Origin of the sequence: Endobacterium cereale (genome assembly GCF_009617585.1) — a bacterium.
Lineage (GTDB): Bacteria > Pseudomonadota > Alphaproteobacteria > Rhizobiales > Rhizobiaceae > Neorhizobium > Neorhizobium cereale.
Genome location: NZ_WIXI01000044.1, coordinates 277,794 through 300,400, shown reverse-complemented (window position 1 = coordinate 300,400; position 22,607 = coordinate 277,794). Strand labels below are relative to the sequence as shown.

General features: G+C 58.6%; 31 protein-coding genes. 24 read left to right on the top strand and 7 right to left on the bottom strand.

Translation table 11 applies throughout. The features are described from left to right. Positions 1-59 precede the first annotated feature (59 nt). The 5 genes from GAO09_RS15180 (at position 60) to GAO09_RS15160 (ending at position 1,928) form a co-directional block, all read left to right on the top strand. Positions 60-269, top strand: a complete 210-nt coding sequence (locus GAO09_RS15180) for a cold-shock protein (RefSeq protein WP_153354827.1) — start codon at positions 60-62, stop codon at positions 267-269. A gap of 213 nt (positions 270-482) precedes the next feature. Further along, on the top strand, positions 483-731 hold the full coding sequence (gene rpsU / locus GAO09_RS15175) for a 30S ribosomal protein S21 (protein ID WP_153354826.1): 249 nt from the start codon (positions 483-485) through the stop codon (positions 729-731). 86 nt (positions 732-817) lie between these two features. Beyond that, complete coding sequence (locus tag GAO09_RS15170) at positions 818-1,036, top strand: hypothetical protein (RefSeq protein WP_153354825.1); 219 nt, start codon at positions 818-820, stop codon at positions 1,034-1,036. Positions 1,037-1,240: 204 nt separating this feature from the next. Next, the gene (locus tag GAO09_RS15165; RefSeq protein ID WP_153354824.1) at positions 1,241-1,495 is read left to right on the top strand and encodes a hypothetical protein; all 255 of its coding nucleotides are present in this window, start codon (positions 1,241-1,243) and stop codon (positions 1,493-1,495) included. A gap of 199 nt (positions 1,496-1,694) precedes the next feature. Then, on the top strand, positions 1,695-1,928 hold the full coding sequence (locus GAO09_RS15160; RefSeq protein WP_153354823.1) for a flagellar basal body protein: 234 nt from the start codon (positions 1,695-1,697) through the stop codon (positions 1,926-1,928). A gap of 833 nt (positions 1,929-2,761) precedes the next feature. Here the strand turns inward: GAO09_RS15160 and GAO09_RS15155 are convergent. Continuing rightward, positions 2,762-3,148, bottom strand: a complete 387-nt coding sequence (locus GAO09_RS15155; protein ID WP_324184733.1) for a MerR family transcriptional regulator — start codon at positions 3,146-3,148, stop codon at positions 2,762-2,764. 63 nt (positions 3,149-3,211) lie between these two features. Further along, complete coding sequence (mgtE, locus tag GAO09_RS15150; protein WP_153354822.1) at positions 3,212-4,627, bottom strand: magnesium transporter; 1,416 nt, start codon at positions 4,625-4,627, stop codon at positions 3,212-3,214. A gap of 207 nt (positions 4,628-4,834) precedes the next feature. On the opposite strand from mgtE, the gene GAO09_RS15145 reads away from it, so the two are divergent. Both GAO09_RS15145 and GAO09_RS15140 read left to right on the top strand, forming a co-directional pair. Then, on the top strand, positions 4,835-5,332 hold the full coding sequence (locus GAO09_RS15145) for a peptide deformylase (RefSeq protein WP_324184734.1): 498 nt from the start codon (positions 4,835-4,837) through the stop codon (positions 5,330-5,332). A 66-nt stretch (positions 5,333-5,398) separates the two neighbouring features. After that, on the top strand, positions 5,399-5,896 hold the full coding sequence (locus tag GAO09_RS15140) for a BON domain-containing protein (RefSeq protein WP_153354821.1): 498 nt from the start codon (positions 5,399-5,401) through the stop codon (positions 5,894-5,896). A 2-nt stretch (positions 5,897-5,898) separates the two neighbouring features. Here the strand turns inward: GAO09_RS15140 and GAO09_RS15135 are convergent, their stop codons facing one another. Beyond that, the gene (locus GAO09_RS15135) at positions 5,899-6,315 is read right to left on the bottom strand and encodes an OsmC family protein (protein WP_153354820.1); all 417 of its coding nucleotides are present in this window, start codon (positions 6,313-6,315) and stop codon (positions 5,899-5,901) included. A gap of 13 nt (positions 6,316-6,328) precedes the next feature. Continuing rightward, positions 6,329-6,652, bottom strand: coding sequence for a TfoX/Sxy family protein (locus GAO09_RS15130; protein WP_153354819.1), 324 nt, complete (start codon positions 6,650-6,652; stop codon positions 6,329-6,331). Between the two features lie 148 nt (positions 6,653-6,800). Here GAO09_RS15130 and GAO09_RS15125 point away from each other — a divergent pair, with 148 nt between their 5' ends. The 17 genes from GAO09_RS15125 to GAO09_RS15045 all read left to right on the top strand — a co-directional run bounded on the left by GAO09_RS15125 (position 6,801) and on the right by GAO09_RS15045 (position 20,323). After that, positions 6,801-7,871 carry a branched-chain amino acid ABC transporter substrate-binding protein gene (locus GAO09_RS15125; RefSeq protein WP_153354886.1) on the top strand — a complete coding sequence of 357 codons (1,071 nt, stop codon included), beginning with the start codon at positions 6,801-6,803 and terminating at the stop codon, positions 7,869-7,871. 78 nt (positions 7,872-7,949) lie between these two features. After that, positions 7,950-8,627: a ribulose-phosphate 3-epimerase gene (gene rpe, locus GAO09_RS15120; RefSeq protein ID WP_153354818.1), complete on the top strand. Its 678-nt coding sequence runs from the start codon at positions 7,950-7,952 to the stop codon at positions 8,625-8,627. Further along, the gene (locus GAO09_RS15115) at positions 8,627-9,115 is read left to right on the top strand and encodes a hypothetical protein (protein ID WP_153354817.1); all 489 of its coding nucleotides are present in this window, start codon (positions 8,627-8,629) and stop codon (positions 9,113-9,115) included. The genes rpe and GAO09_RS15115 overlap by 1 nt, the downstream gene beginning before the upstream one ends. Positions 9,116-9,176: 61 nt before the next feature. After that, positions 9,177-10,484 (top strand): adenylosuccinate lyase, encoded by a 1,308-nt coding sequence (gene purB / locus GAO09_RS15110; RefSeq protein WP_153354816.1) that lies wholly within the window; start codon positions 9,177-9,179, stop codon positions 10,482-10,484. 75 nt (positions 10,485-10,559) lie between these two features. Further along, the gene (locus GAO09_RS15105; protein ID WP_153354815.1) at positions 10,560-11,123 is read left to right on the top strand and encodes an RBBP9/YdeN family alpha/beta hydrolase; all 564 of its coding nucleotides are present in this window, start codon (positions 10,560-10,562) and stop codon (positions 11,121-11,123) included. A 299-nt stretch (positions 11,124-11,422) separates the two neighbouring features. Beyond that, positions 11,423-12,187 (top strand): phosphoribosylaminoimidazolesuccinocarboxamide synthase, encoded by a 765-nt coding sequence (gene purC / locus GAO09_RS15100; protein WP_153354814.1) that lies wholly within the window; start codon positions 11,423-11,425, stop codon positions 12,185-12,187. Positions 12,188-12,205: 18 nt separating this feature from the next. Then, on the top strand, positions 12,206-12,445 hold the full coding sequence (purS, locus tag GAO09_RS15095) for a phosphoribosylformylglycinamidine synthase subunit PurS (RefSeq protein ID WP_112733336.1): 240 nt from the start codon (positions 12,206-12,208) through the stop codon (positions 12,443-12,445). 41 nt (positions 12,446-12,486) lie between these two features. Next, entirely contained in the window at positions 12,487-12,720 is a 234-nt protein-coding gene (locus tag GAO09_RS15090; RefSeq protein ID WP_235938165.1) for a hypothetical protein, read from the top strand. Further along, positions 12,717-13,391: a phosphoribosylformylglycinamidine synthase subunit PurQ gene (gene purQ, locus GAO09_RS15085; RefSeq protein ID WP_153354813.1), complete on the top strand. Its 675-nt coding sequence runs from the start codon at positions 12,717-12,719 to the stop codon at positions 13,389-13,391. Before GAO09_RS15090 ends, purQ begins: the two co-directional genes overlap by 4 nt. Before the next feature lie 27 nt (positions 13,392-13,418). After that, entirely contained in the window at positions 13,419-13,814 is a 396-nt protein-coding gene (locus GAO09_RS15080; protein ID WP_153354812.1) for a hypothetical protein, read from the top strand. A gap of 269 nt (positions 13,815-14,083) precedes the next feature. Then, on the top strand, positions 14,084-14,674 hold the full coding sequence (locus GAO09_RS15075; RefSeq protein WP_235938163.1) for an acyloxyacyl hydrolase: 591 nt from the start codon (positions 14,084-14,086) through the stop codon (positions 14,672-14,674). Positions 14,675-14,806: 132 nt separating this feature from the next. After that, positions 14,807-17,017 carry a phosphoribosylformylglycinamidine synthase subunit PurL gene (gene purL, locus GAO09_RS15070; protein ID WP_153354811.1) on the top strand — a complete coding sequence of 737 codons (2,211 nt, stop codon included), beginning with the start codon at positions 14,807-14,809 and terminating at the stop codon, positions 17,015-17,017. A 202-nt stretch (positions 17,018-17,219) separates the two neighbouring features. Then, positions 17,220-17,921, top strand: a complete 702-nt coding sequence (locus GAO09_RS15065; RefSeq protein ID WP_153354810.1) for a hypothetical protein — start codon at positions 17,220-17,222, stop codon at positions 17,919-17,921. A 112-nt stretch (positions 17,922-18,033) separates the two neighbouring features. Then, the gene (locus GAO09_RS15060) at positions 18,034-18,267 is read left to right on the top strand and encodes a BolA/IbaG family iron-sulfur metabolism protein (RefSeq protein ID WP_153354809.1); all 234 of its coding nucleotides are present in this window, start codon (positions 18,034-18,036) and stop codon (positions 18,265-18,267) included. 4 nt (positions 18,268-18,271) lie between these two features. Next, a complete protein-coding gene (locus tag GAO09_RS15055) occupies positions 18,272-18,514 on the top strand; it encodes a hypothetical protein (RefSeq protein ID WP_153354808.1) in 243 nt (80 codons plus the stop codon). 130 nt (positions 18,515-18,644) lie between these two features. Beyond that, a complete protein-coding gene (grxD, locus tag GAO09_RS15050; protein ID WP_153354807.1) occupies positions 18,645-18,977 on the top strand; it encodes a Grx4 family monothiol glutaredoxin in 333 nt (110 codons plus the stop codon). Positions 18,978-19,108: 131 nt separating this feature from the next. Then, a complete protein-coding gene (locus GAO09_RS15045) occupies positions 19,109-20,323 on the top strand; it encodes a multidrug effflux MFS transporter (protein ID WP_153354883.1) in 1,215 nt (404 codons plus the stop codon). Between the two features lie 5 nt (positions 20,324-20,328). Here GAO09_RS15045 and GAO09_RS15040 read toward each other — a convergent pair whose 3' ends face one another. The 3 genes from GAO09_RS15040 to ttcA all read right to left on the bottom strand — a co-directional run bounded on the left by GAO09_RS15040 (position 20,329) and on the right by ttcA (position 22,594). After that, complete coding sequence (locus GAO09_RS15040) at positions 20,329-20,829, bottom strand: GNAT family N-acetyltransferase (protein WP_153354806.1); 501 nt, start codon at positions 20,827-20,829, stop codon at positions 20,329-20,331. A 62-nt stretch (positions 20,830-20,891) separates the two neighbouring features. Beyond that, complete coding sequence (locus GAO09_RS15035) at positions 20,892-21,716, bottom strand: inositol monophosphatase family protein (RefSeq protein ID WP_153354882.1); 825 nt, start codon at positions 21,714-21,716, stop codon at positions 20,892-20,894. Between the two features lie 11 nt (positions 21,717-21,727). Continuing rightward, a complete protein-coding gene (gene ttcA, locus GAO09_RS15030; protein ID WP_153354805.1) occupies positions 21,728-22,594 on the bottom strand; it encodes a tRNA 2-thiocytidine(32) synthetase TtcA in 867 nt (288 codons plus the stop codon). Between the last annotated feature and the right edge of the window lie 13 nt (positions 22,595-22,607).

Here is a 22,607-nt window from a genome sequence, read left to right as displayed (position 1 = left end):
TCGATTTTAACGCCGGTCATTATCGACCGGTTACCCACAACGATTAGAGGAAGATCGTTATGAATACCGGCACTGTAAAATGGTTCAACAGCACCAAGGGTTACGGCTTCATCCAGCCGGATAACGGCGGCCAGGACGTTTTTGTCCACATTTCCGCTGTTGAGCGCGCCGGTCTGCGTGCCCTCAACGATGGTCAGAAGGTTACCTATGACATCGTTCAGGACAAGCGTTCGGGCAAAAGCTCGGCCGACAACCTGCAGGCTGCCTAAAAAAATTCCGTCAACGTGCCGCCTGACCACGGAAGAACTGGCATGCGGCACGCTTTGGCGCTACAAAGGTCGGGACCCGTCCCGGCCTTTCGTTTTTTTGGCCGGTTTCATTCAGGGCTTCGCCCATCGGCACTCCTGCCATCCAGTCGCATTTCTTTGAAGTGACGCATAGACAACGGCGGTTATCCATTCCGCCATACAAAGGAGAATTTGTTGCAAGTACTCGTCAGGGACAACAACGTCGAACAGGCACTGCGCGTGCTGAAAAAGAAGCTGCAGCGCGAAGGCGTTTTCCGTGAAATGAAGGCCCGCCAGGCCTTTGAAAAGCCGTCGGAAAAGCGCGCCCGCGAAAAGGCAGAGGCTATTCGTCGTTCCCGCAAGCTGGCCCGCAAGCAGGCTCAGCGCGAAGGTCTTCTGCCGGCTCCGAAGAAAAAAGTTCCTGCCCGCGGCGGCGCTCGCTGATTGTCAGGTATCGCGCGGCGTTTTCGTCGCGCGCCTACTTCTTTTTGGCCGCGAATGACCGATCACGTCTCAAGCGGGAGGTAACCATGACCGCTATGAAAGACCCATTTTCCAAGCCCGCAAAACTTTCCTCGCAGCAGAAAACAGACCAGACCAATTCGGTCGTCCGCAACATTATCGATGCGGAAGTCACGGCGCGCGAAAAAAAGACCGAAAAGCTCCGGGCCCTGCGCCTCGCCCGAAACGAGGAAGATGCAGTGGAAAAGGCCGCTGCCAAACCCGGAAAATCCGGCCGGGCGAAGTAGATTACCGAGCCTCACTCCACCGATTAAGGGCCTGAACGGACAGGGGAAATATCCCTTATCTGACGTCTGTCCCTGCTCCCTTCATTGCCTTTGGTGGCCCGCGGACTATCTGCGGCTGTAGCCGGTATCGTGTCCCGTTCCTCGCAACGCGTGAGCGTCGCTGGCTTCTAAAACAATCAGAAGCATGCAAATAGGAAATACCCCATGAGCACCAGCATGTTCAAGAACCCGCGCGCCCTTCTCGGCGGTGCGGCCGTCGCCATTGTCGTGTTTTTTCTAAGCGGCCTGTTCATCGGCGGCGGCAGTGCGCCGTCAGCCCCGCAGCCGGGCTCGGTTCAGGTTCGTGCCATCACCAAGGATAACGGCGTCAAGAACGCCACCATGTCCACGGTGCTGGCGCTTGTCGCAGGTTTCTTCGCCGCTCGCGCCATTCATCGCCGTGGCAGCGCCAAGGCCTGATTAGCCGATTGCTCGTCGTCCGCACCAATACCAGGGCTCGCCTCAGCGCGGGCCTTGTTCGTTTGTGTCTTGCTGAACAGTTCCGAAAAGGCACAGGAGCGGACCTCAGCGACGCTCTCCCTTAACCGTGCCGCTTCATTCTTCGTTGAAAGCCCGCAGGGCATAAATGCCATGTCCATTCAATCCGGGGCTTTTGGCGATGACGATCACCGCAGCACTCACCACCTCCGTCCGGGGCATGCAGACCGAGAGCAACCGTCTCTCCACGGCGGCGCACAATATCGCCGATGCCTCGACACCCGGTTACGAGAGCAACCTCACTCAGGACATGCTGGACGTGATGCAAGCCCAAACCGGCTTTGCCGCCAACGCCTCGGTCTTCGAAACCGGCGCGGACATGTGGGACATGCTGATGACGGTGGTCCGGGATTGAGCGGATAGCTGCCGGTTGATTTCCACAGGTCGGTGTCTGAGCCGCCACGCCACGTCACTCCGCGCCATCATCCTCGCAACTCTCCCGATTGATCGTCGCAACCTCTCCTGCGTCATCCGGCCTTGTGCCGGGATCCAGTAGCGCCGCATCTGCAGCGCGTATGACGCACCAACGTTCACTGTGAAGAATGCGTGCTCCCCCCGCGCAAACGCGCGGGGGGCTGGATTCCTATATCAAGCGCAGACGATAAAGGGGATGCCGACCACACTCTCAATTCCTCGAAAATTGACAAAAACCCGTGGACGTTTTGAGGGGGCGATTCAACGATATCAGTACGTTGAGTCCGCGTTCATCCACGCATTTCGGAGCCGTGCGATACTTCGCGTGTTCCATCGTGGATATACCGGGAGGCGTCCCGGCAAGTTGGAGCCGGCGTGGTGGTGGAGAAAAGACGTAAGTCTCCATCATCAGGGTTCGCGGAAACTGGCTCCCCTCCGGCGACACAGGGGAAATGGGGAGGTAGTCAAACGTCTCACCGTTTCTGAAGCCCGAAAGAGCGCGCCGGGCGTGCCTGTGCGGCACACATGATCGCCAATCGGTGGCAAATCACCGGGATGGCTTTTGCAGAGGGACTGAAGTCGCGGGCAAAAACCGTCGAACGGGGCACTGAGAGGTGTCAATTACTCACTAAATTACGAGGCAGCTTTCAGTGCCCCGACCACATGACCCGCAAAACGGCGGGAGTTTTTTTGAAAATAAAAGATCACCAAGGGACAACTATGTCCTAATTCGGGAGCTTGTCGAACGTGCCTAGGAAGGAAGCCCTCTGACGCTCAGGTACCGACGCCGATTTCGGCCAGACGCGTCAGGCAGGCTTCCTCGACATTGTCGAGCTCGACCAGCGTCTCTTCGATATCCTTGCGCTTCTGGCGCAGGTCTTCGCGTTTTTCGTCCAGGCGTTTCATCAGCAGTTTCAGCTGCCCCATCTCGCCCGGCGGTTCCTTGTAGACCTGCACGATCTCGCGGATTTCGGCGATAGTGAAACCGATACGGCGGCCGCGCAGAATTTCCTGAATGAGGCGACGGTCTGCGGCACGAAACAGACGTGTGCGGCCCCGGCGTTCGGGATGGATCAGCCCCTCGTCCTCGTAGAAGCGAAGAGTACGCGTCGATACGCCGAATTCGCGGGTCAGTTCCGTTATGCTATAATATTTGTGCACGTGCTCGCCCTTTTCAGAGGGCCAAAACTAATTGACCTTTACGTACAAGTCAATTTTCGCCGTTCAACTGATGGCGAACCACCATGTCGCAAGGCCGAGAAACGAGAAAAAGCCGATGATATCGGTGATGGTCGTCACGAACACGGCCGACGCCACGGCCGGGTCGGCGCCGAATTTGTCGAGCAGCAGCGGCACCATGATGCCGCCGAGCGCCGCCGCCATCATGTTGATCAGCATCGCGGCCGCGATAATGCCGCCGATATTTGGGTCCTGAAACCACAGCCCGGCCACCGCGCCGATCAAAATGCCGAACAGCACGCCGTTCAATAGCCCAACACCCGCCTCACGGCGAATGATGCGCCAGGAATTGTGAATGTCGAGATCGCGGGTGGCGAGCGCGCGCACCGTCACCGTCATCGTCTGCGATCCGGCATTACCGCCCATGCCGGCCACGATCGGCATCAGCACCGCTAGTGCAACGATCTGCTCGATCGTCGCATCAAACAGGCCTATGACCGACGCGGCCATGAAGGCCGTGACCAGATTGACGAGCAGCCACGGCACACGCGAGCGCGACGTATCGGCAATCGAGTCCGACAATTCTTCGTCACCGACGCCGCCGAGGCGCATGATGTCTTCTTCCGCCTCTTCCTGCATGACGTCGACGATGTCGTCGATGGTCAGCACGCCGACCAGTCGGCCATTGTCGTCAACGACGGCGGCGGAGAGAAGGTCATATTGTTCGAAAAGCTGCGCCGCCTCTTCCTGGTCCATGTCGGCATGGATCGGATAATTGGTCTCGCGCATGATCGTTTCGATCTTCACCTGACGCTTGGTGCGCAGGATGCGGTCGAGATCGATGACGCCGAGCAGCTTGAAGGTGGGATCGATGACGAAGATCTGCGTGAAACTTTCCGGCAGATCCTCTTCTTCGCGCATGTAGTCGATGGTCTGGCCGATCGTCCAGAAGGGCGGCACCGCCACGAACTCGGTCTGCATACGGCGGCCGGCCGAGCTTTCCGGGTAATCGAGCGCGCGGCTGAGGCGAACGCGTTCGGTAAACGGCAGTTGCGCAAGGATTTCCTCGCGGTCTTCCTTATCGAGGTCTTCGAGGATGTAGACGGCATCGTCCGAATCGAGGTCGCCGATGGCTGCCGCGATCTGCTCGTTCGGCATCTGGTCGACGATTTCCATACGGATGGTTTCGTCGACCTCAGTGAGCGCCGTCAGGTCGAAATCGGCGCCGAGCAGTTTGACGAGCGCCAGGCGCTGGTCCGGCTGGATGGCCTCGAGAAGGTCACCGAGTTCGGATTCGTGCAGCTTCGCCACATTCTGGCGCAGAAACAGAACATCACGATCAGCGATCGCAGCGCCAACCATGGCGAGGAAATCGGCGCGGATGGCGCCCTCTTCCGAATAAATGTCGTCGGGCAGTTCTTCCGTGGTGGGGCGAAGGCGATCTTCGTCGATATTCGTCATCAGGCCGCCCTCACTTTCAAGGAATCGCACCGCCATTCGTCACTTCAGGCGAATATGCAGCGAAAAACCGATTTTCAACAACTGGATAGCGCAGCCAATCGGGTTTGGTTCCCGCGCCGCACGGTTATCTGCTAGAACAATTCCAAAGCAGGGTCCAGAGCCGTTTTGACCGATGCAAAAACCGATAGTTTCTCGCCAAGGTGCCGCGTGACACGCCTGAAAATCCTCGCCTATCCCGACAACCTGCTCAGCCAGCCCTGCCGGTCTGTCACCACGTTTGATGATGACCTGCGCGTATTGGCCGACGACTTGCTGGAAACCATGCGCGCCGCCCCCGGCGTCGGCATAACGGCCGCCCATGTCGGCACACTTGTGCGCCTTACCGTCATCGAACTTTCGCCGGAAGACGGCGTGCGCATCTACGTCAATCCCGAAGTTCTGATCTCGTCCGAAGAAACCATGCGGCATATGGAAGGCAGCGTTTCCATGCCCGGCTTTACCGACGAGGTGGAACGCCCGAAACACATCCGTTTCCGTTATCAGGACCTCGACGGTGCCAGCCATGAAGAAGATGCGGAAGGTTTTCTCGCCATCTGCATACAGCACGAAATCGACCAGCTCGACGGTATCTTCTGGCTCAAGCGCCTGTCGCGTCTTAAGCGCGAGCGGCTGATCAAGAAATGGGAAAAATCGGCGCGAAGCTGACCGCGCGACAGAACAATCCGCCGACCTGCACGTTATGCCTCACGAAACCATTATCAGGAGGCTGTCATGGCATTGAAGAAAAGCGAAAACGACCTGTCGCGCGAAGAGGATTTTCGCGATTACGAAGAGCGTAATCTCGATGACGGCTGGCCTTATGCCGACAAGCCTGGCGCAACCTCGAAACCGGCCGGCAACGGTGAATATGGTGCCTCCGGCAATTTCGACCGTGAGCGCAATGGCGGCTTTCGTATCGACGGCATCGAGGCCGATGGCCAGGAAAATCGCCTGCGCGATCGCGGCCTGCCGGAAACCGTGGGTCGGGAAAATGCCGACGATCTCGAGGAACGCATCAGCGAGGCGCTGGAAAATCTCGAGGATCTGCAGATGGAGATGATCGACCTGCATGTCGACGACACCACCGTGGTGCTGGAAGGCATGGTCGATGACGACGCGTTGATCCGCCGGATCGTTGCCACCGTGCAGCGTGTGCCGGGTGTCGGCCGCGTCGTCAACCGTATCACCGCAGGCGGCGTCGACAGCCACATTCCGGATGACGACGAATAAAGTCAGACGATGCGGATTGTCGGCATTGCCAGCAGCGTATTGCTGACCGTGCAGATTTCCTCCGCTTTGTGAATGATTTCGGCGCGTTCAGCCGCGTCGAAATCGCCCGACAGTTCGAACTTCACGTCAAAATTCTCCACGCGCGCCGGTTCACCGGCACTTTTCTGTCCCGTCACATGGACGGACACCTCTTCCAGCTTTTCCAGAATACCCATGCGGCTGGCAGCAATGCGGGCGCTCAGGACGAGGCAGGCTGCGAGTGACGAATAGAGAAGATCAAGCGGATTGAAGCCGGGTATCGAGGCACTCGTCATAACGTCCAGCTCTCCGCCGGTTTCGCTGACAAGCTGCGGATGGCCGTGACGCCCGACCTTGGCCGTCGCTCCCACCAGCCGCGATTTCACTTTCACATCGACCATGGCAAAATCCTCGTCATTCCGCCTGCGACCTGACGGCTGCCTCATAAGCCAGCCGCGCCCATTTCGTCATTTCGTCGAGATCGTCCAACGCCTCTTCCGGCACGGTCCAATAAGGCATCAGCACCGGCTTGCCCTTTTTGCCCTCGTAACTCCACTGCTCGGCGCCGGCTGCAGCAAATTGCGGCCCGCTGACGGCGTCAGCCTTCAACATCAGCGTGTCACGCAGTTCCAGCGCAAAGATCAGGCCGCGATGATAGATACCCTTGCCGCCGAACATGCGTTTGACGGTGACGGGGCCGAGACCTTCAAACAATTCCTCGATCGCGACGATATCCATATTTCTCTCCGGTTACGCGCCCTATCGATAGGATTTCATCACCGCCATTGTCCATGGCAAACATCTTCGTGTTATAGGCGAATATCTTTGACGCAACCGACCCGCCGTCTAGATTGCGCGGACCGGCAGAGTGAAACAGTTGAGCATCATGATCGCGACGTTGAAAGCCTCGATATTTGCCGTTAGCGGCCTGCTTATCGCAGGCGCCGGACCGACTATCGCGGCCACCATCGGCGTCGTCGCGCCACAGAATGGCGCCTATGCCGGCCTCGGAGCGCAGGTTCTGGAAGGTGCGCGTGCTGCCGCCACCAAAAATGGTGACCGGTTGGTAGAAATCAACGAGACGTGTGAACAGGGCGCAGGCAAGGCAATTGCCAAACGCCTGCGTGCGGAACAGGCTGTCGCCGCCATCGGATTCCTCTGCGTCGAAACGTTGTCCGAAACATTGCCACTCCTGAAGGACGGCCGTATCGCCGCCATCACTCTTTCGGTGCGCTCGAAAATCCTGATGGAAGACGCACAGCGTTACGAATGGCCGTTTTTCCGCATGGCGCCGGTGGATGGCGACGAGGCTGAAAAACTTGCTGAAGTGATGCTGACGCAGTGGCAGAACCGCCCCATCGCACTGGTTGAGGACGGCACGATCTATGGCCGCGATCTGGCGAGCGTCATTCGCCAGAAGCTGGAGGCCGGCGGCATCAAGCCCGTATTCACGGACACCTATCGCCCCGGCCAGGAACAACAACTGGCGCTGGTGCGTCGTCTTACCAAAGCCGGTGCCACGCATGTCTTTGTCGGCGGCGACCGCAATGACACGGCCACCATCGCCCGCGACGCCACAGCCGACAAGATCAACCTGACGGTCATCGGCGGCGACGCATTAAAATCTACCAATCGTCCGATCCCGCTGCACGACGGCGTGCTTGCCGTCACCCTGCCGGATTACACGACCCTCCCCGAGACCCAGACCGTCGTCGGAGAATTCCGCGAGCGTGGTACGGAGCCGGACGGTTATGCCCTGCCCGCTTATGCGGCGGTCGAAATCGTCCGTCAGGCTGCAGCCAGCGGCAATGTCATCGACCGCCTTGCCGGCCAGTCTTTTGAAACCGTCATCGGCTCCATCGGATTTGGGACTGACCACGAATTGCAGGCCAATCCGCTCAAACTTCTGGAATGGCGCGACAACAATTTCCTCGCGCCGGCGATACGAACCGATTGAGATTTTTTCGGGTCATTGTTTCGCTTCAGGCGCGGTGCTAAGGCCAGCCAAATTCAGTCCCTGCCGGAGATTTTTCGCATGACGCTGCCGATCCGTATCGCCCCTTCCGTTCTTGCCGCCGATTTCTCCCGCCTGGGCGAAGAAGTGCGTGACGTCGTCGAAGCCGGCGCCGACTGGATCCATCTCGACATCATGGACGGCCATTTCGTGCCCAACATCTCCTTTGGTCCTGACGTCATCAAGGCGCTCCGCCCGCACACGACAGCGTTTTTCGATTGCCATCTGATGATCGCGCCGGTCGATCCCTATCTGGAAGCGTTTGCCAAAGCCGGCTGCGACAGCATCACCGTCCATGCCGAGGCCGGCCCGCATCTGCATCGCTCGCTGCAGACCATCCGCGCTCTCGGCAAAAAGGTCGGTGTCACGCTTAATCCGGCAACACCGCTCTCCGTCCTTGAAAACGTGCTGGACGATATCGATCTCATTCTGATCATGAGCGTCAATCCCGGTTTTGGTGGCCAGAAATTTATTCCCGCTATGCTCGACAAGATCGCCGCGACTAAGGCGATGATCGGCAATCGCCCGATCGAAATTCAGGTCGACGGCGGCATTACGACAGAGACGATCGGTGCCGCTGCCAGGGCCGGCGCCAACGTTTTTGTTGCCGGTTCAGCGATTTTCGGAAAGGCCGACAAGGCCGCTTACCGCACCGAGATCGAGACACTGCGCCGCAACGCCGAAACCGCGCGGGCCTGATGCCCGCCGCCCTGCCCCGGATGAAGGCAATTCGCTGCTCAACGGCAGCGGCCTTCCTTTGGGGCTTGGGGATGGCGACAACGGCGGCGGCCGGGCTTTATCTACGCGGCCGCTTCAACACTTTTCATCTGCCGGCGATGCTCACCATCTTTTTCCTCGGCGGAATTTTTGGTTGGTGGCTGACCGAATTGGTCGGGCAATGGCTCAGGCATTTCATCCGACAACCCCGGCTGCTTGTTGCAATCGCCTTCATCGGGCTGGCCTCAGCCACCGTCTTCTGTACAGCGGCACTGTTTGCGTTGGAATACCGGTCGTTCTATGCGCAGTGGCATGCGGAAACACTCAGCCGCATCTGGTTTCTGCAGCTCATCTTCACCTCCGCCTCTGCCTTCTATCAGTTCGCCGTCATGGCCACACGCCTCTATCTGCCGCTCGGCCCGCCACTGCTTGTTGCCGGCACATGGATCATGCTTCGTCGCATCCGTTGAGATTCCGGGAACACTTTGCTACACGGACGCCAACTCTCGACAATCAGGAAGGCCTTAGCCCATGATCCCTCGTTATTCGCGCCCCGAAATGGTCGCCATCTGGTCGCCGGAAACCAAGTTTCGCATCTGGTTTGAAATCGAGGCACATGCCTGCACCGCGCTTGCCACACTCGGCGTCATTCCGAAATCGGCTGCGGACACGATCTGGGAAAAAGGCAATGCCGCCGTTTTCGACGTCGCGCGCATCGACGAGATCGAAGCCGTCACCAAGCATGACGTCATCGCCTTCCTGACGCATCTGGCCGAATTCATCGGCCCCGACAGCCGTTTCGTCCATCAGGGCATGACCTCGTCGGACGTTCTCGACACCACGCTGAACATCCAGCTGGTGCGCGCAACCGACATCCTGCTGGCCGGCGTCGACCGCGTTCTGGCGGCCCTCAAAACCCGCGCCTTCGAACACAAGGACACGGTGCGCATCGGCCGCAGCCACGGCATTCATGCCGAGCCTACCACGATGGGCCTGACGCTTGCCCGCTTCTACGCCGAAATGGACCGCAACCGTAGCCGCCTCGTCGCCGCCCGTGCCGAAATCGCCACCGGCGCGATCTCGGGTGCCGTCGGCACGTTTGCGAATATCGACCCGACCGTCGAGGAATATGTCTGCGAGCAGCTCGGCCTCATCGCCGAGCCGGTCTCGACGCAGGTTATCCCGCGTGACCGTCATGCCATGTATTTTGCCACGCTTGGCGTCATCGCCTCGTCGATCGAAAACGTCGCGATCGAAATCCGCCACATGCAGCGCACCGAGGTTCTGGAAGCGGAAGAGTTTTTCTCTCCCGGCCAGAAGGGTTCGTCGGCCATGCCGCACAAGCGCAACCCGGTTCTGACCGAAAACCTCACCGGTCTCGCACGTCTGGTGCGCATGTCGGTCGTACCGGCGATGGAAAACGTTGCTCTCTGGCATGAGCGCGACATCAGCCATTCCAGCGTCGAGCGCGCCATCGGCCCGGACACGACCGTGACACTGGATTTCGCGCTGAACCGTCTGGCCGGCGTCATCGAAAAGCTTGTCATCTATCCGGACAACATGCTCAAGAACATGAACAAGTTCCGTGGCCTCGTGCATTCGCAGCGCGTGCTGCTGGCGCTGACGCAGGCCGGCACGTCCCGTGAGGACGCCTATCGCCTCGTGCAGCGCAATGCCATGAAGGTCTGGGAACAGGGCAAGGACTTTTTGGAAGAACTGCTGGCCGACGCGGAAGTGCGTGCCGCCCTTTCGGAAAGCGATATCCGCGAAAAATTCGACCTCGGTTACCACACCAAGCATGTCGACACGATCTTCCGCCGCGTTTTCGGCGAAGCGTGAGCCTTGCATTGAAACAGATCAACCCTCGGTACGCCGAGGGTTGATCTCGTCTATGACAGAACACAGATAAGCGGCATGAAAGCTTCAGACGCAGAAATCCTCATCGTTCCCGGCTACACCAATTCCGGCCCGACCCACTGGCAGACCCGCTGGGAGCAGAAACTCGCCTCCGCACGCCGTGTCGAGCAGGCAGAATGGGCAAAACCTGTAAAGGAAGACTGGGTTAAGCGGCTGGTGGAAGAGGTCAATGCCTCGACCAAGCCGGTTGTGCTGGTTGCCCATTCACTTGGGGTTGCGACCGCAATCCATGCCATTCCGCACTTCGAAAAGCCTGTTGCCGGTGCCTTCTTCGTTGCACCGCCTGATGTCGCCAATTCGTCGATCCGGCCAAAACATCTGATGACTTTCGGACCGTATCCGCGTGACCCACTGCCATTTCCGGCATTGACGATCGCCAGCCGTAACGATCCCTTCGGTTCGTATGAGCACGCCGACGATATCGCCAACGCCTGGGGCTCGCTGCTCGTTGATGCCGGCGAGTCCGGCCACATCAATGCCGAGTCGGGCCATGGCCCATGGCCGGAAGGCACGATGGTGTTCGCGCAGTTTCTCGCCAAGCTGAAGGCACCAGACGCCTGATCGGCGGAAATGAGCCTCGGGTTTGCGAAGCTGAACCTGCGATCCGTCGAATTACCGTCGCAATTCGGGTTCTAGCTCTCGTGCAACGCGGCAAGCGCCACGCAAGACAACTGCCTGATGATGTCGGACGACATCGTCATAGGCGTGAAAGGCAAATGCATTCGTCCATTCGTACAAGCGATCCGCTACGGTTGAGAAGTTTCCGGCCCGCATTGTGAAAGCCGTACTTTTCCGTTAAGGGACCGCTTCAAGAGTTTCCATCGCGCCCACGAGAGCGCGCCAACAATGAGACAAATCGAATGAACCGTCGCCGCCGTATCTACGAAGGCAAGGCCAAGATCCTGTATGAAGGCCCCGAACCTGGCACACTGATCCAGTTCTTCAAGGATGATGCCACCGCCTTCAACAAGAAGAAGCATGATGTCATCGACGGCAAGGGCGTGCTGAACAACCGTATTTCCGAATACCTGTTCACGCATCTCAACAAGATCGGCATTCCGACCCATTTCATCCGCCGCCTCAACATGCGCGAGCAGTTGATCAAGGAAGTCGAGATGATCCCGCTCGAGATCGTCGTGCGCAATGTCGCCGCCGGTTCGCTCGCCACCCGCCTCGGTATCGAGGAAGGCACGGTCCTGCCGCGCTCGATCATCGAGTTCTATTACAAGTCGGACCAGCTTGCCGATCCGATGGTGTCGGAAGAGCACATCACCGCTTTCGGCTGGGCCAACCCTGCTGAACTGGACGACGTGATGGCTCTTGCCATCCGTGTCAACGACTTCCTGTCCGGCCTCTTCCTCGGCGTCGGCATCCAGCTCGTCGATTTCAAGATCGAATGCGGCCGCCTGTTTGAAGGCGACATGATGCGCATCATCCTGGCTGACGAAATTTCGCCGGACAGCTGCCGTCTGTGGGATATCGAAACCCGTGAAAAGATGGACAAGGACCGTTTCCGTCAGGATCTCGGCGGTCTGGTCGAAGCCTATTCCGAAGTGGCCCGCCGCCTCGGCATCATCAACGAAAACGAACCGATCCGCGGCACCGGCCCGGTTCTGGTCCAGTAAGCAATCAGGAGCGATCAAGTGATCAAGGCACGGGTAACCGTCACATTGAAGAACGGTGTTCTCGATCCGCAGGGCAAGGCCATCGAAGGCGCTCTCGGCAGTCTCGGCTTTTCCGGCGTCGGCCAGGTCCGTCAGGGCAAGGTTTTTGATCTGGAACTGGAAGGCGACAAGGCCAAGGCCGAAGCCGACCTCAAGGCCATGTGCGACAAGCTTCTGGCAAATACGGTGATCGAGAACTATACTATCGCAATCGACTGACGGTTGCGGAGGCTCGCATGAGCTAAGTCACGAACGAATTGATGTACGAGCTTCTGAAGAAGCTTAATGCGAGGTTCGATAAGGTGGACTTGTCTTTGGGCGAGCTTCGATCCGAGATGAATGCGATTCGTGGAACCATGGTGTCGATGCACCAGGAGATCCATAACATCTACTCGACTCTGTCACGCCATGAAATGCGCCTCGACCGTATCGAAACCCGCCTCGAGTTGCGTGAGCTCTCAGAGGCCCAGGCAAGGTTTGAACCACACCCATGAAGTCCGCCGTCGTCCAGCTTCCCGGCCTCAATCGCGACCGCGACATGATCGCCGCTCTCACCAAGATTTCCGGTCATGAGCCTGTCACCATCTGGCAGACGGAAACCGAAATCGCCGATGACATCGACCTGATCGTCATTCCCGGCGGCTTCTCCTACGGTGACTACCTGCGTTGTGGCGCCATTGCCGCCCGCATGCCGGTCATGCAGGCGATCCGCGAAAAGGCCGAAAAGGGCGTGAAGGTTCTGGGCGTCTGCAACGGTTTCCAGATCCTCGTTGAAGCCCAGCTTCTGCCGGGTGCTTTGATGCGCAACTCCTCGCTGCTCTTCGTGTCCAAGGAAGTGAAGCTCGAAATCGTCAATGCCGACACCGACTTCACCCGCACCTATGAACAGGGTCAGGTCATCCGCTGCCCGGTCGCCCACCATGACGGCAACTACTTTGCCGATGCCGAAACGCTGAAAAGCCTCGAAGGCAATGGCCAGGTGATCTTCAAATATGCCGAAGGTACCAATCCAAATGGGTCGCTGAACGACATTGCCGGCATCATCAATGCCCGCGGCAACGTTCTCGGTATGATGCCACACCCGGAAAACCTGATCGAGCATGCTCATGGCGGCAAGGACGGTCGCGGAATCTTCGCTTCCGCCCTCGACGTCATCGCCGCCTGATCGATCAAACCTGCCGGGAGTACCAGCATGCGCCTTCGCACCTATGCCGCTTCCGGCATTCTCCTTGCAACCTTGGCACTTCTCGCCGGCTGCCAGTCGGAAAAGAAGCCAGCGGTTTCGCCACAGCGCGCGGCGCTTCCGACCATGGAACGCGTAGCGGTTGCGGCCAATACGTGCTGGTTCAAGTCCAATGACCCGGCCTTCCGTGATTACCGTCTGGCGCCGGAATTGAACTCCTTCTCCGGTCGTCCACGTATTCTCGCAGTCCCGCGCCACAGCCCTGAATCACGTCCGTTGCTGGTCGTGCAGGCAGAAGGCAGCCCTGCTCGTCTCGACGCATTTGGTCCGCTCATGGATGGACCTGCAGGCGGTCGAATCAAATCAGACGTGCTGCGCTGGGCCGCCGGCGGTACCGGCTGCTGACCACCTGCAAAATACGAATCACGTTAAAGCTCTGCCTTTACGCCCTAAACCGGCACGTCTTAGCCAGCGTTCTCTCGCTTCATATCAAGGTTTTCCGGTATAACTCCGCGTAAAACGTCCTGATCCTGCAACACTGCCACACCATTTTCACAAGTCGCACAATGTCGCCTTCTTTTCAGTTGCGCGATCACATTTTCGCGGCCTATGGTTCGCATGTTAACAAGAGAGCGTGCCGCATCGCGCGCTCCTACAAGGGTGCAAGCCAAGCGATGAATACAGCTGCAGTGTCGAAATCCACCCTGTCCCTCATCGCAGCCGCCGGCGCCTTGCTAATCTCCGCAAGTGCCTCGTTCGGCGCGGATATGGAAACCACGTCGAAGCCTATCTTTGACGAAATCCGTTTTGGCGCACTGGTTGCTGCCGACAAGACCCCGACCAATGACGAAAGAGGCTCGTTCGTCACCGGCATGGTGTTCTTCGATCCCTGGAACCATGACGAAGCACAGGGCTTTGAAAAGCTGGTGCGTCCACGTGTTCACGTCGGTGCAGACGTTGCGACGGCCGGCGAAGCCTCCCAGATCTATGCTGGCTTTTCCTGGACGGCCAACATCACCGATTTCCTCTTCCTCGAAGCCGGCTTCGGTGGGTCGCTCAACAATGGCGATCTGGAACTTGATGGTACGCGCGGCCCGAAACTCGGCTGCCACACGCTGTTTCATGAATATGCTGCCGTCGGCGTCAATCTCGATCCGAAATGGCGTATCGTTGGCCAGATCGAGCATTCCAGCCACGCCAACCTCTGTGGCGAGCCGAATAATGGCCTGACCCGCGCCGGCGTTCTGGTCGGCTACAAGTTCTGATCTATCATGCTGCGCCGAATGTGGCGCATCACAGTGGGATATGGGGCGTGACAGGTATTTTCCTGTCGCGCCTTTTTCGTATCTACGCTAAAGAGACCCCAAATTCAGAGCCCCTCGCCATCAGGGAAGACCATGACGATTTCGAACAGCCGCCCGATCACGCCTGAACTCATCGCATCCCACGGCCTGAAGGCCGACGAATATCAGCGGATCCTCGACCTTATCGGTCGCGAGCCGACCTTTACCGAGCTCGGCATTTTCTCCGCCATGTGGAACGAGCACTGCTCCTACAAGTCTTCCAAGAAATGGCTGCGCACTCTGCCCACCAAGGGTCCGCGCGTCGTTCAGGGTCCGGGTGAAAACGCCGGTGTCGTCGATATCGATGATGGCGATGTCGTGGTCTTCAAGATGGAAAGCCACAACCACCCGTCTTACATCGAGCCCTATCAGGGTGCGGCGACCGGCGTCGGTGGCATTCTGCGTGACGTATTCACCATGGGCGCGCGTCCGATCGCGGCCATGAACGCCCTGCGCTTCGGTGCCCCGGATCATCCGAAGACAAAGCACCTCGTTTCCGGCGTCGTTGCCGGCGTTGGTGGTTACGGCAACTCCTTCGGCGTTCCGACGGTCGGTGGCGAAGTCGAGTTCGACGAACGCTATAACGGCAACATCCTCGTCAACGCCTTTGCAGCCGGTCTTGCCAAGGCTGACGGCATCTTCCTGTCCGAAGCCAAGGGTGTTGGTCTTCCGGTCGTTTATCTGGGTGCAAAGACGGGTCGAGACGGCGTTGGCGGTGCGACCATGGCATCTGCCGAATTCGACGAATCGATCGAGGAAAAGCGCCCGACCGTTCAGGTCGGCGACCCCTTCACAGAAAAGTGCCTGCTGGAAGCCTGCCTCGAACTGATGCAGACCGGCGCGGTCATCGCGATCCAGGACATGGGTGCAGCCGGCCTAACCTGCTCGGCCGTTGAAATGGGCGCCAAGGGCGGCCTTGGTATCGAACTGCTGCTCGACACGGTTCCGGTGCGCGAAGACCGCATGACGGCCTATGAAATGATGCTGTCGGAAAGCCAGGAGCGCATGCTCATGGTTCTCGAACCCTCCAAGGAAGAGGTCGCCAAGGCGATCTTCGTCAAGTGGGGGCTGGATTTCGCCATCGTCGGCAAGACCACCGACGACCTGCGTTTCCGCGTCATCCATCAGGGTGAGGAAGTCGCCAACCTGCCGATCAAGGAACTCGGAGACGAGGCTCCGGAATATGATCGCCCGTGGGTGGAGCCTGCTCGCCGCGCCGCCCTGCCCGCCTCCGAGGTTAAGGCACCCGTCGACTATAACGACGCACTGATCAAGCTGGTTGGCTCGCCGAACCAGTCCAGCCGCCGCTGGGTCTACGAGCAGTATGACACGTTCATTCAGGGCAATTCGTTGCAGCATCCGGGCGGTGACGCCGGCGTCGTGCGCGTCGAAGGCCATGCCACGAAGGCACTCGCATTTTCCTCCGACGTAACTCCTCGCTATGTCGAGGCCGACCCGTTCGAAGGCGGCAAGCAGGCGGTAGCCGAATGCTGGCGCAACATTACCGCCACCGGCGCCGAGCCGCTGGCGGCCACTGACAACCTCAATTTCGGCAATCCGGAAAAGCCGGAAATCATGGGCCAGTTGGTCGGCGCCATCAAGGGCATCGGTGAAGCCTGCAAGGCGCTCGACTTCCCGATCGTTTCCGGCAACGTCTCGCTCTATAACGAGACCAACGGCGTCGCTATCCTGCCGACCCCGACCATTGCCGGCGTGGGCCTGCTGCCTGACTGGTCGAAGATGGCCAAGATCGGCACCGCCAATGACGGCGACAAGCTGATCATGATCGGCGTTGACGGCAGCCATCTCGGCTCGTCCATCTATCTGCGCGACATTCTCGGCTCCACCGAAGGCCCGGCGCCAGAAGTCGATCTGACCGCCGAACGACGCCATGGCGATTTCGTCCGCTCGGCGATCCGCAACGGTCAGGTCACCGCCTGCCACGACATTTCTTCGGGCGGCCTTGCTCTGGCGCTGGCTGAAATGGCCATGTCCTCTGGCAAGGGTCTGAACGTCAGCCTGAAGGACAGCCGCGGTCTGCCGCACGCGTTGCTTTTCGGTGAAGACCAGGCGCGTTACGTTCTCGCCGTGCCGGCGGACCTCGCCAACTTCCTGCAGGCCAATGCCGAAGGTGCGGGCATTCCGTTCCGCGCCTTGGGTACGGTCGGTGGTGATGCATTCATCATTGATGACCTGGTCAACTTGCCTGTCGCTGATCTCGGTACCGCACATGAAGGCTGGTTCCCCGATTTCATGAACGCCTGAGGAGCCAGACGCCTCAACCGTTCACAAATCTTTCACAAAGGTTGCAACCGGACGAAACCGGGCGTACACCTGAAGCGATGACGCCGTGGCAGCCTTGTCACGGCGTTTTTTGTTTCTCCGGTGCAATCAAGAATTCCGATGAGAGCGGTCGTTTCTCTCCTCTGGTGTTTTGAACAATCGGCAAAAGCTTCAGCAGTCGGTAATGCTCAAAGATATTTTGAAAAACCTGCAGGATTTTCTGCTTCATCCCCGTCAAACATGGCCCTATCCACGGCTGGTGCTGGACACAATCGTGTCTGGCCTGACGCTTTTCATGATCGTCATCCTGACGTTACGGCTTTTCGGCTTTGGTGATGACACGCTATTTGGCGAGAACGGCATGCTGGAGACGCTGCAACTCGTAGCGCTCGGCGCTGCCACCGTTGTGGCGATACTGGCCGCTGTTCGCCTTCGGCCCGCGGGCAGGTTTGTGGCTACGACAACAGCGCTGATCTGCCTGGTCTTCTTTTTGAGAGAAATACCATCCTGCAAACCTGATCTGGCATTGGCATGCGTGCCGCGCGAAGCCCATCGGATTGTCCCGACAGCGTGTGGCTTATTGTTGCTCCTGCAGGCATTCCTTATGTTTCGAACCAGCCCGATTGCTCTTCTTCGTATGATGCATCCGGCGTTTTCATGGCCGCTCATTTTCGTGGGCTCCCTGCTTTTTTGCGGACAACTTTTCGAACGCCTGCACTATCAGGCGTTTGAGGAAATGATCGAGCTGACGGCCTATGTGGGGTTGTTTCTCATCAACGCCTGGATGTTCAAGTCCAGTTATCGGGTGAATATCTGGCATGGCATTTCCGAAATGGCGGGCGCCTTACTCCAGCGACTGCAGACGTCGAATAATCACCGCCGCTAAGCATCTCCTTTGACTGAGGAAAGCTGTTCAGACACTTTGACCGCAGCCTTTCTTTGAGGCAATCTAATCTGGTCGCGGCATCGTCGCCGCCAAGAATGAAGGATAGTCTCGCATGCCCATGCGCCCTGGCGATATCGAGGACATGATCAAGGCCGGAATCCCCGGCGCAACCGTCACCATTCGTGATCTGGCCGGCGACGGCGATCATTATGCCGCCGAAGTCGTGGCCGAGGCCTTCCGCGGCAAGTCGCGTGTGCAGCAGCACCAGATGGTCTATGAGGCATTGCAGGGCAATATGGGCGGTGTCCTTCACGCACTCGCGCTACAGACCTCGGCTCCGAAGTGATCCCATGGCGAACTTGATCAACGAAATCGTATCGGGTGTCGTCGAAAGCGTCGTCAAGGAACTGCTTGGCAAATCGCACGGACGCACGGCATCGAAGCGTAAGAAGCGGCAGGCCAAGGCGGCTACACGATCCGCCACCACCGGACGCTTCACCCGCAAGACGACAAGCAAGGCCGCCAAGCCTGCCCGCAAGCAGACCAGTCGCCGCCGCACAACGGCGAGCCGCAGCAAGCAACGCAGCCGCTGAACCGCTGCCCACCTTGCAAATTACATGCATCTACACGCTTCTGCGCTGGAAATTCGGCGGGGAGCTTGCTATTTAAGGCACAACACAGAACACCGCGGCCCTTGAACCCGCGTGTGAAAGGATTTGAGACATGAGCGGAATCAACGATTTCATCGACAACGAAGTCAAGACCAATGATGTGGTCCTCTTCATGAAGGGCACGCCGCAGTTTCCACAGTGTGGGTTCTCCGGTCAGGTTGTCCAAATTCTGGATTACCTTGGCCTCGACTACAAGGGTATCAACGTTCTGGCTGATGGCGACCTGCGCCAGGGCATCAAGGACTATTCCAACTGGCCGACCATTCCGCAGCTCTACGTCAAGGGCGAGTTCCTTGGCGGCTGCGACATCATCCGTGAAATGTTCCAGTCCGGCGAGCTGAAGACGCAGCTCGAGGAACAGGGCATCGCCGTCCGCGCGGCCTGATTTTCGGGGCTTAGCCGCCCCGGCTTTAGAATTGCATGCATCAAAAGGCGCCGCATCCACGGCGCCTTTCACGTTGTTTAGGAAACGCTGTGACAAAACCTGCACAATCGACGCCCGATCGCCTCAAGGGCATGGGTAAGGTCGAATTCATCGCCCTGATGGCCATGTTGATGGCTCTCAATGCGCTTGCCATCGACATCATGCTTCCCGGCCTGCAGCAGATCGGCGCATCGCTTGATGTCATCAACGAAAACCACCGACAGTATGTGGTTTCCGCCTATCTGTTCGGTTTCGGTCTCGCGCAGCTTTTCTACGGGCCGATCTCCGACCGTTTTGGACGTCGCAAGCCGATCATCGTCGGCCTGACGATCTACATCTTGTCGTCGCTTGCAGTGGTAGGCCTGATCGCCGTCCCGTCATTCACGGCGCTGCTGGTATTGCGCTTCATCCAGGGCATCGGTTCCGCCGCCACCCGCGTCATCACCATCTCGATCGTTCGCGACGTCTACGGCGGCCGCGCCATGGCGGAAGTCATGTCGCTGATCATGATGGTGTTCATGGTCGTGCCGGTCATCGCACCCGGTACAGGTCAGTTGATCCTGCTGTTCGGCGACTGGCACCTGATCTTCGTGTTCATGGCGGTCGGCGCTCTTGCCGTGGTGTTCTGGATGTACAAGCGCCTGCCTGAAACCCTGCATGCCGAAGACGTGCGTCCCTTTACCGTATCCTCGGTGATTGCAGGTTTCCGTATCGTGCTGACCAATCGCGTATCGCTCTGCTACACGATTGCCAGCACATTCATCTTCGGCGCACTGTTCGGCTTCATCAATTCCGCCGAACAGGTCTATAATCAGATTTACGGCCTCGGCGTGTGGTTCCCGGTCGCGTTTGCAGCCGTCGCCGTGTTCATGTCGTTGTCATCCTTCCTCAATGCCCGACTGGTCGGCCGTTTCGGCATGCGCAAGCTTTCGCATGCCTCATTGCTCGGCTTCATCGCAGTGACCTTCGTCTGGCTGATGATCCAGATTTTCGGGCCGCAGCCGATGCCATTTGCGCTGTTCCTGACCCTGTTTGCGCTGGCGATGTTCCAGTTCGGCTGGATCGGCTCGAACTTCAATTCGCTGGCAATGGAGCCGCTCGGTCACGTAGCGGGCACCGCCTCGTCTGTGCTCGGTTTCATGGGCACGATCGGCGGTGCTTCGATTGGCGCGATGATCGGCCAATCGTTCAACGGCACGGCACTGCCTATGGTAGCTGGCTTCTTCACCGTATCGATTGCCGGATTGATTTTTGTGCTGATCGCCGAAAAGGGAAAGCTGTTTCAGCCGCATAACCCGCGGGTGTGAGATATTCAGGCGCTCTCCTGAAGGCGGCCTTCAAGCCGCTTTTTCAGGTAGAGCGTCGTCCCACCCATGAACGGTTCCGTGTGGGTAACGGTATACCCGCAATGCTCGTAAAGAACCACATTGGCGGCAAAGGCGGCATTGGTCAGAAGCCGGATCTCACCCTGCCCCGCGGAGAATGCAATGTCTTCCGCATGCGCCAGAAGATGGCGACCATACCCCCGACCATGACATTCAGGCCGCACAGCGATGTTTTCGATGTAAAGATGGTCGTCGTAAAGATGGTCGTCGCGCAGGATGGTTTCGATCAGGCCAACAGCCATGCCTCCTGCTTCCAAAAGATCGATGCGATTGCGGGCGATCGCCTCAGCATACTCGACCGTCATGGGCATGGGCTCGCGCCCAATCACCGGCACCCATTTGGCATAAGCGGAGCGCACGATGTCTCGCACCAAAATGGCATCCGGCGGACCAGCTCTGCGAATTGAAACCTGCGACAATTCTTTCATGTTGATAAGCTCCCCTTTTGCGGGAAGCCTATCTTCGGCCTCAGTCAAAATCCATCAATCAATCAGATTTCAGCGCCAAAAATCCCGTCGTGCAAAACCTGCCAGCTGTCAGGATCGGTCGCGACCAGCAAGCCACCGTCGAATTGGTGTGGTTCATAGACAGAACCGTCCAGACGGCGGACATGCCCACCTGCCTCGGTAGCGATCAACGCACCGGCCAGATGGTCCCAGGGCATCAGCTTGTTGTAGATCATGAACTGCACATGGCCGCCGGCAAAGGTGCGGTACTCGTGGGCTGCGCAACGGTAGTTCGCGAAGAAGCGGACCTTGGCGAGATTGGCCAGAACCTTTTCGCGTTGTTCGCCGTAAAAGTAACCGGCGGAAGCCATGCCGATCATCGAACCGATCGGCTTTGTCTCCGACACATGCAGGCGAACCACATCGCCATCCGGGCGGCGCAGGAAAGCACCTGCCCCCTTTTCCGCCATCACCCAGTCGTCGCCCATCGGATCGTAGATGATGCCGGCAACCGTTTCGCCCTTCCAGACGACCGAGGCCATGACACCGAAGGCGGGAATGCCGGAGGCGAAGTTGAAGGTGCCATCAACCGGATCGACGATCACCGCCAGTTCCGCATCCTTTAGCTTGTCCAGCAGTGCCGGATCCGCCGCCACCGACTCCTCGCCGATGAACAGCGCGTTGGGCGCCAGTTCCGCCATCTCCCGTTTCATCATCCGCTCGGCGGCTTCATCAGCCTCCGTCACCAGATCGGTAGGCTCGCTTTTCGAGCGCACGTCCTCACTGCCGAGACGGCGGAAACGCGGCAGGATTTCGGCCTTGGCGGCACGGCGCAAAAGATCGGCAAGAGCGGAGATATCAACGGGCATGTCAGTCAAGATTACTTCCTTTCGGCGGTCATCAGATTGCTGAAATCGAAAAGTCCGGTATCGAGCAGATGAGACGGGTTCACATGCGACAGCGCCCGTAACATCGTGTCCTTGCGGCCCGGCATGCGCTGTTCGATGCCCGACAGCATCGCCTTCATCGCATTGCGCTCCAGACCGTCCTGCGACCCGCAGAGATCGCAGGGGATGATGGGGAATTGCATGGCAGTCGAAAATTTCGTCAGATCGTCCTCGGCGCAATAGGCCAGCGGCCGCAGCACCATGACGTCGCCCTCGTCATTCAAGAGCTTGGCCGGCATGGCAGCAAGGCGACCGCCATGGAAAAAGTTCATGAAGAATGTTTCGAGAATGTCATCGCGGTGATGGCCGAGCACCAGCGCATCACAGCCTTCTTCACGCGCTACGCGATACAGATTGCCGCGGCGCAGGCGCGAACAGAGCGAACAGTAGGTGCCGCCGGCCGGCACCTTCTCCTTCACGATGGAATAGGTGTCACGATATTCGATACGGTGCTTGACGCCGATCGAGGTCAGATATTCCGGCAGGATGTGTTTGGGAAAGTTCGGCTGACCCTGATCGAGATTGCAGGCAACCAGTTCCACCGGCAGCAGACCGCGCCATTGCAGGTCGAGCAGGATCGCCAGCAGCGAATAGGAATCCTTGCCGCCGGACAGGCCGACCAGCCAACGCTTCTGGCCCTTCAGCATATCGAAATCGGCGAGCGCCTGGCGCACCTGCCGCAGCAGACGCTTGCGCATCTTGTTGAACGACACCGAGTCCGGCGCATCCCTGAAGAGGGCTGGAGCCAGCCCTTCGGTCGCCTGTTCCAGTTCGTCGGTTATCTCGGCGTTCACGCCCATCAGAAAAGTCCTC

Bases quoted from the DNA above. Each gene is read 5' to 3' on its own strand.
- GAO09_RS15180 (WP_153354827.1), top strand. From the start codon at position 60: ATGAATACCGGCACTGTAAAATGGTTCAACAGCACCAAGGGTTACGGC.
- GAO09_RS15170 (WP_153354825.1), top strand. From the start codon at position 818: ATGACCGCTATGAAAGACCCATTTTCCAAGCCCGCAAAACTTTCCTCG.
- GAO09_RS15165 (WP_153354824.1), top strand. From the start codon at position 1,241: ATGAGCACCAGCATGTTCAAGAACCCGCGCGCCCTTCTCGGCGGTGCG.
- GAO09_RS15160 (WP_153354823.1), top strand. From the start codon at position 1,695: ATGACGATCACCGCAGCACTCACCACCTCCGTCCGGGGCATGCAGACC.
- mgtE (WP_153354822.1), bottom strand. From the start codon at position 4,627: ATGACGAATATCGACGAAGATCGCCTTCGCCCCACCACGGAAGAACTG.
- GAO09_RS15140 (WP_153354821.1), top strand. From the start codon at position 5,399: ATGGCATTGAAGAAAAGCGAAAACGACCTGTCGCGCGAAGAGGATTTT.
- GAO09_RS15135 (WP_153354820.1), bottom strand. From the start codon at position 6,315: ATGGTCGATGTGAAAGTGAAATCGCGGCTGGTGGGAGCGACGGCCAAG.
- GAO09_RS15130 (WP_153354819.1), bottom strand. From the start codon at position 6,652: ATGGATATCGTCGCGATCGAGGAATTGTTTGAAGGTCTCGGCCCCGTC.
- GAO09_RS15125 (WP_153354886.1), top strand. From the start codon at position 6,801: ATGATCGCGACGTTGAAAGCCTCGATATTTGCCGTTAGCGGCCTGCTT.
- rpe (WP_153354818.1), top strand. From the start codon at position 7,950: ATGACGCTGCCGATCCGTATCGCCCCTTCCGTTCTTGCCGCCGATTTC.
- GAO09_RS15115 (WP_153354817.1), top strand. From the start codon at position 8,627: ATGCCCGCCGCCCTGCCCCGGATGAAGGCAATTCGCTGCTCAACGGCA.
- purB (WP_153354816.1), top strand. From the start codon at position 9,177: ATGATCCCTCGTTATTCGCGCCCCGAAATGGTCGCCATCTGGTCGCCG.
- GAO09_RS15105 (WP_153354815.1), top strand. From the start codon at position 10,560: ATGAAAGCTTCAGACGCAGAAATCCTCATCGTTCCCGGCTACACCAAT.
- purC (WP_153354814.1), top strand. From the start codon at position 11,423: ATGAACCGTCGCCGCCGTATCTACGAAGGCAAGGCCAAGATCCTGTAT.
- GAO09_RS15090 (WP_235938165.1), top strand. From the start codon at position 12,487: ATGTACGAGCTTCTGAAGAAGCTTAATGCGAGGTTCGATAAGGTGGAC.
- purQ (WP_153354813.1), top strand. From the start codon at position 12,717: ATGAAGTCCGCCGTCGTCCAGCTTCCCGGCCTCAATCGCGACCGCGAC.
- GAO09_RS15080 (WP_153354812.1), top strand. From the start codon at position 13,419: ATGCGCCTTCGCACCTATGCCGCTTCCGGCATTCTCCTTGCAACCTTG.
- GAO09_RS15075 (WP_235938163.1), top strand. From the start codon at position 14,084: ATGAATACAGCTGCAGTGTCGAAATCCACCCTGTCCCTCATCGCAGCC.
- purL (WP_153354811.1), top strand. From the start codon at position 14,807: ATGACGATTTCGAACAGCCGCCCGATCACGCCTGAACTCATCGCATCC.
- GAO09_RS15065 (WP_153354810.1), top strand. From the start codon at position 17,220: ATGCTCAAAGATATTTTGAAAAACCTGCAGGATTTTCTGCTTCATCCC.
- GAO09_RS15060 (WP_153354809.1), top strand. From the start codon at position 18,034: ATGCCCATGCGCCCTGGCGATATCGAGGACATGATCAAGGCCGGAATC.
- GAO09_RS15055 (WP_153354808.1), top strand. From the start codon at position 18,272: ATGGCGAACTTGATCAACGAAATCGTATCGGGTGTCGTCGAAAGCGTC.
- grxD (WP_153354807.1), top strand. From the start codon at position 18,645: ATGAGCGGAATCAACGATTTCATCGACAACGAAGTCAAGACCAATGAT.
- GAO09_RS15045 (WP_153354883.1), top strand. From the start codon at position 19,109: ATGGGTAAGGTCGAATTCATCGCCCTGATGGCCATGTTGATGGCTCTC.
- GAO09_RS15040 (WP_153354806.1), bottom strand. From the start codon at position 20,829: ATGAAAGAATTGTCGCAGGTTTCAATTCGCAGAGCTGGTCCGCCGGAT.
- GAO09_RS15035 (WP_153354882.1), bottom strand. From the start codon at position 21,716: ATGCCCGTTGATATCTCCGCTCTTGCCGATCTTTTGCGCCGTGCCGCC.
- ttcA (WP_153354805.1), bottom strand. From the start codon at position 22,594: ATGGGCGTGAACGCCGAGATAACCGACGAACTGGAACAGGCGACCGAA.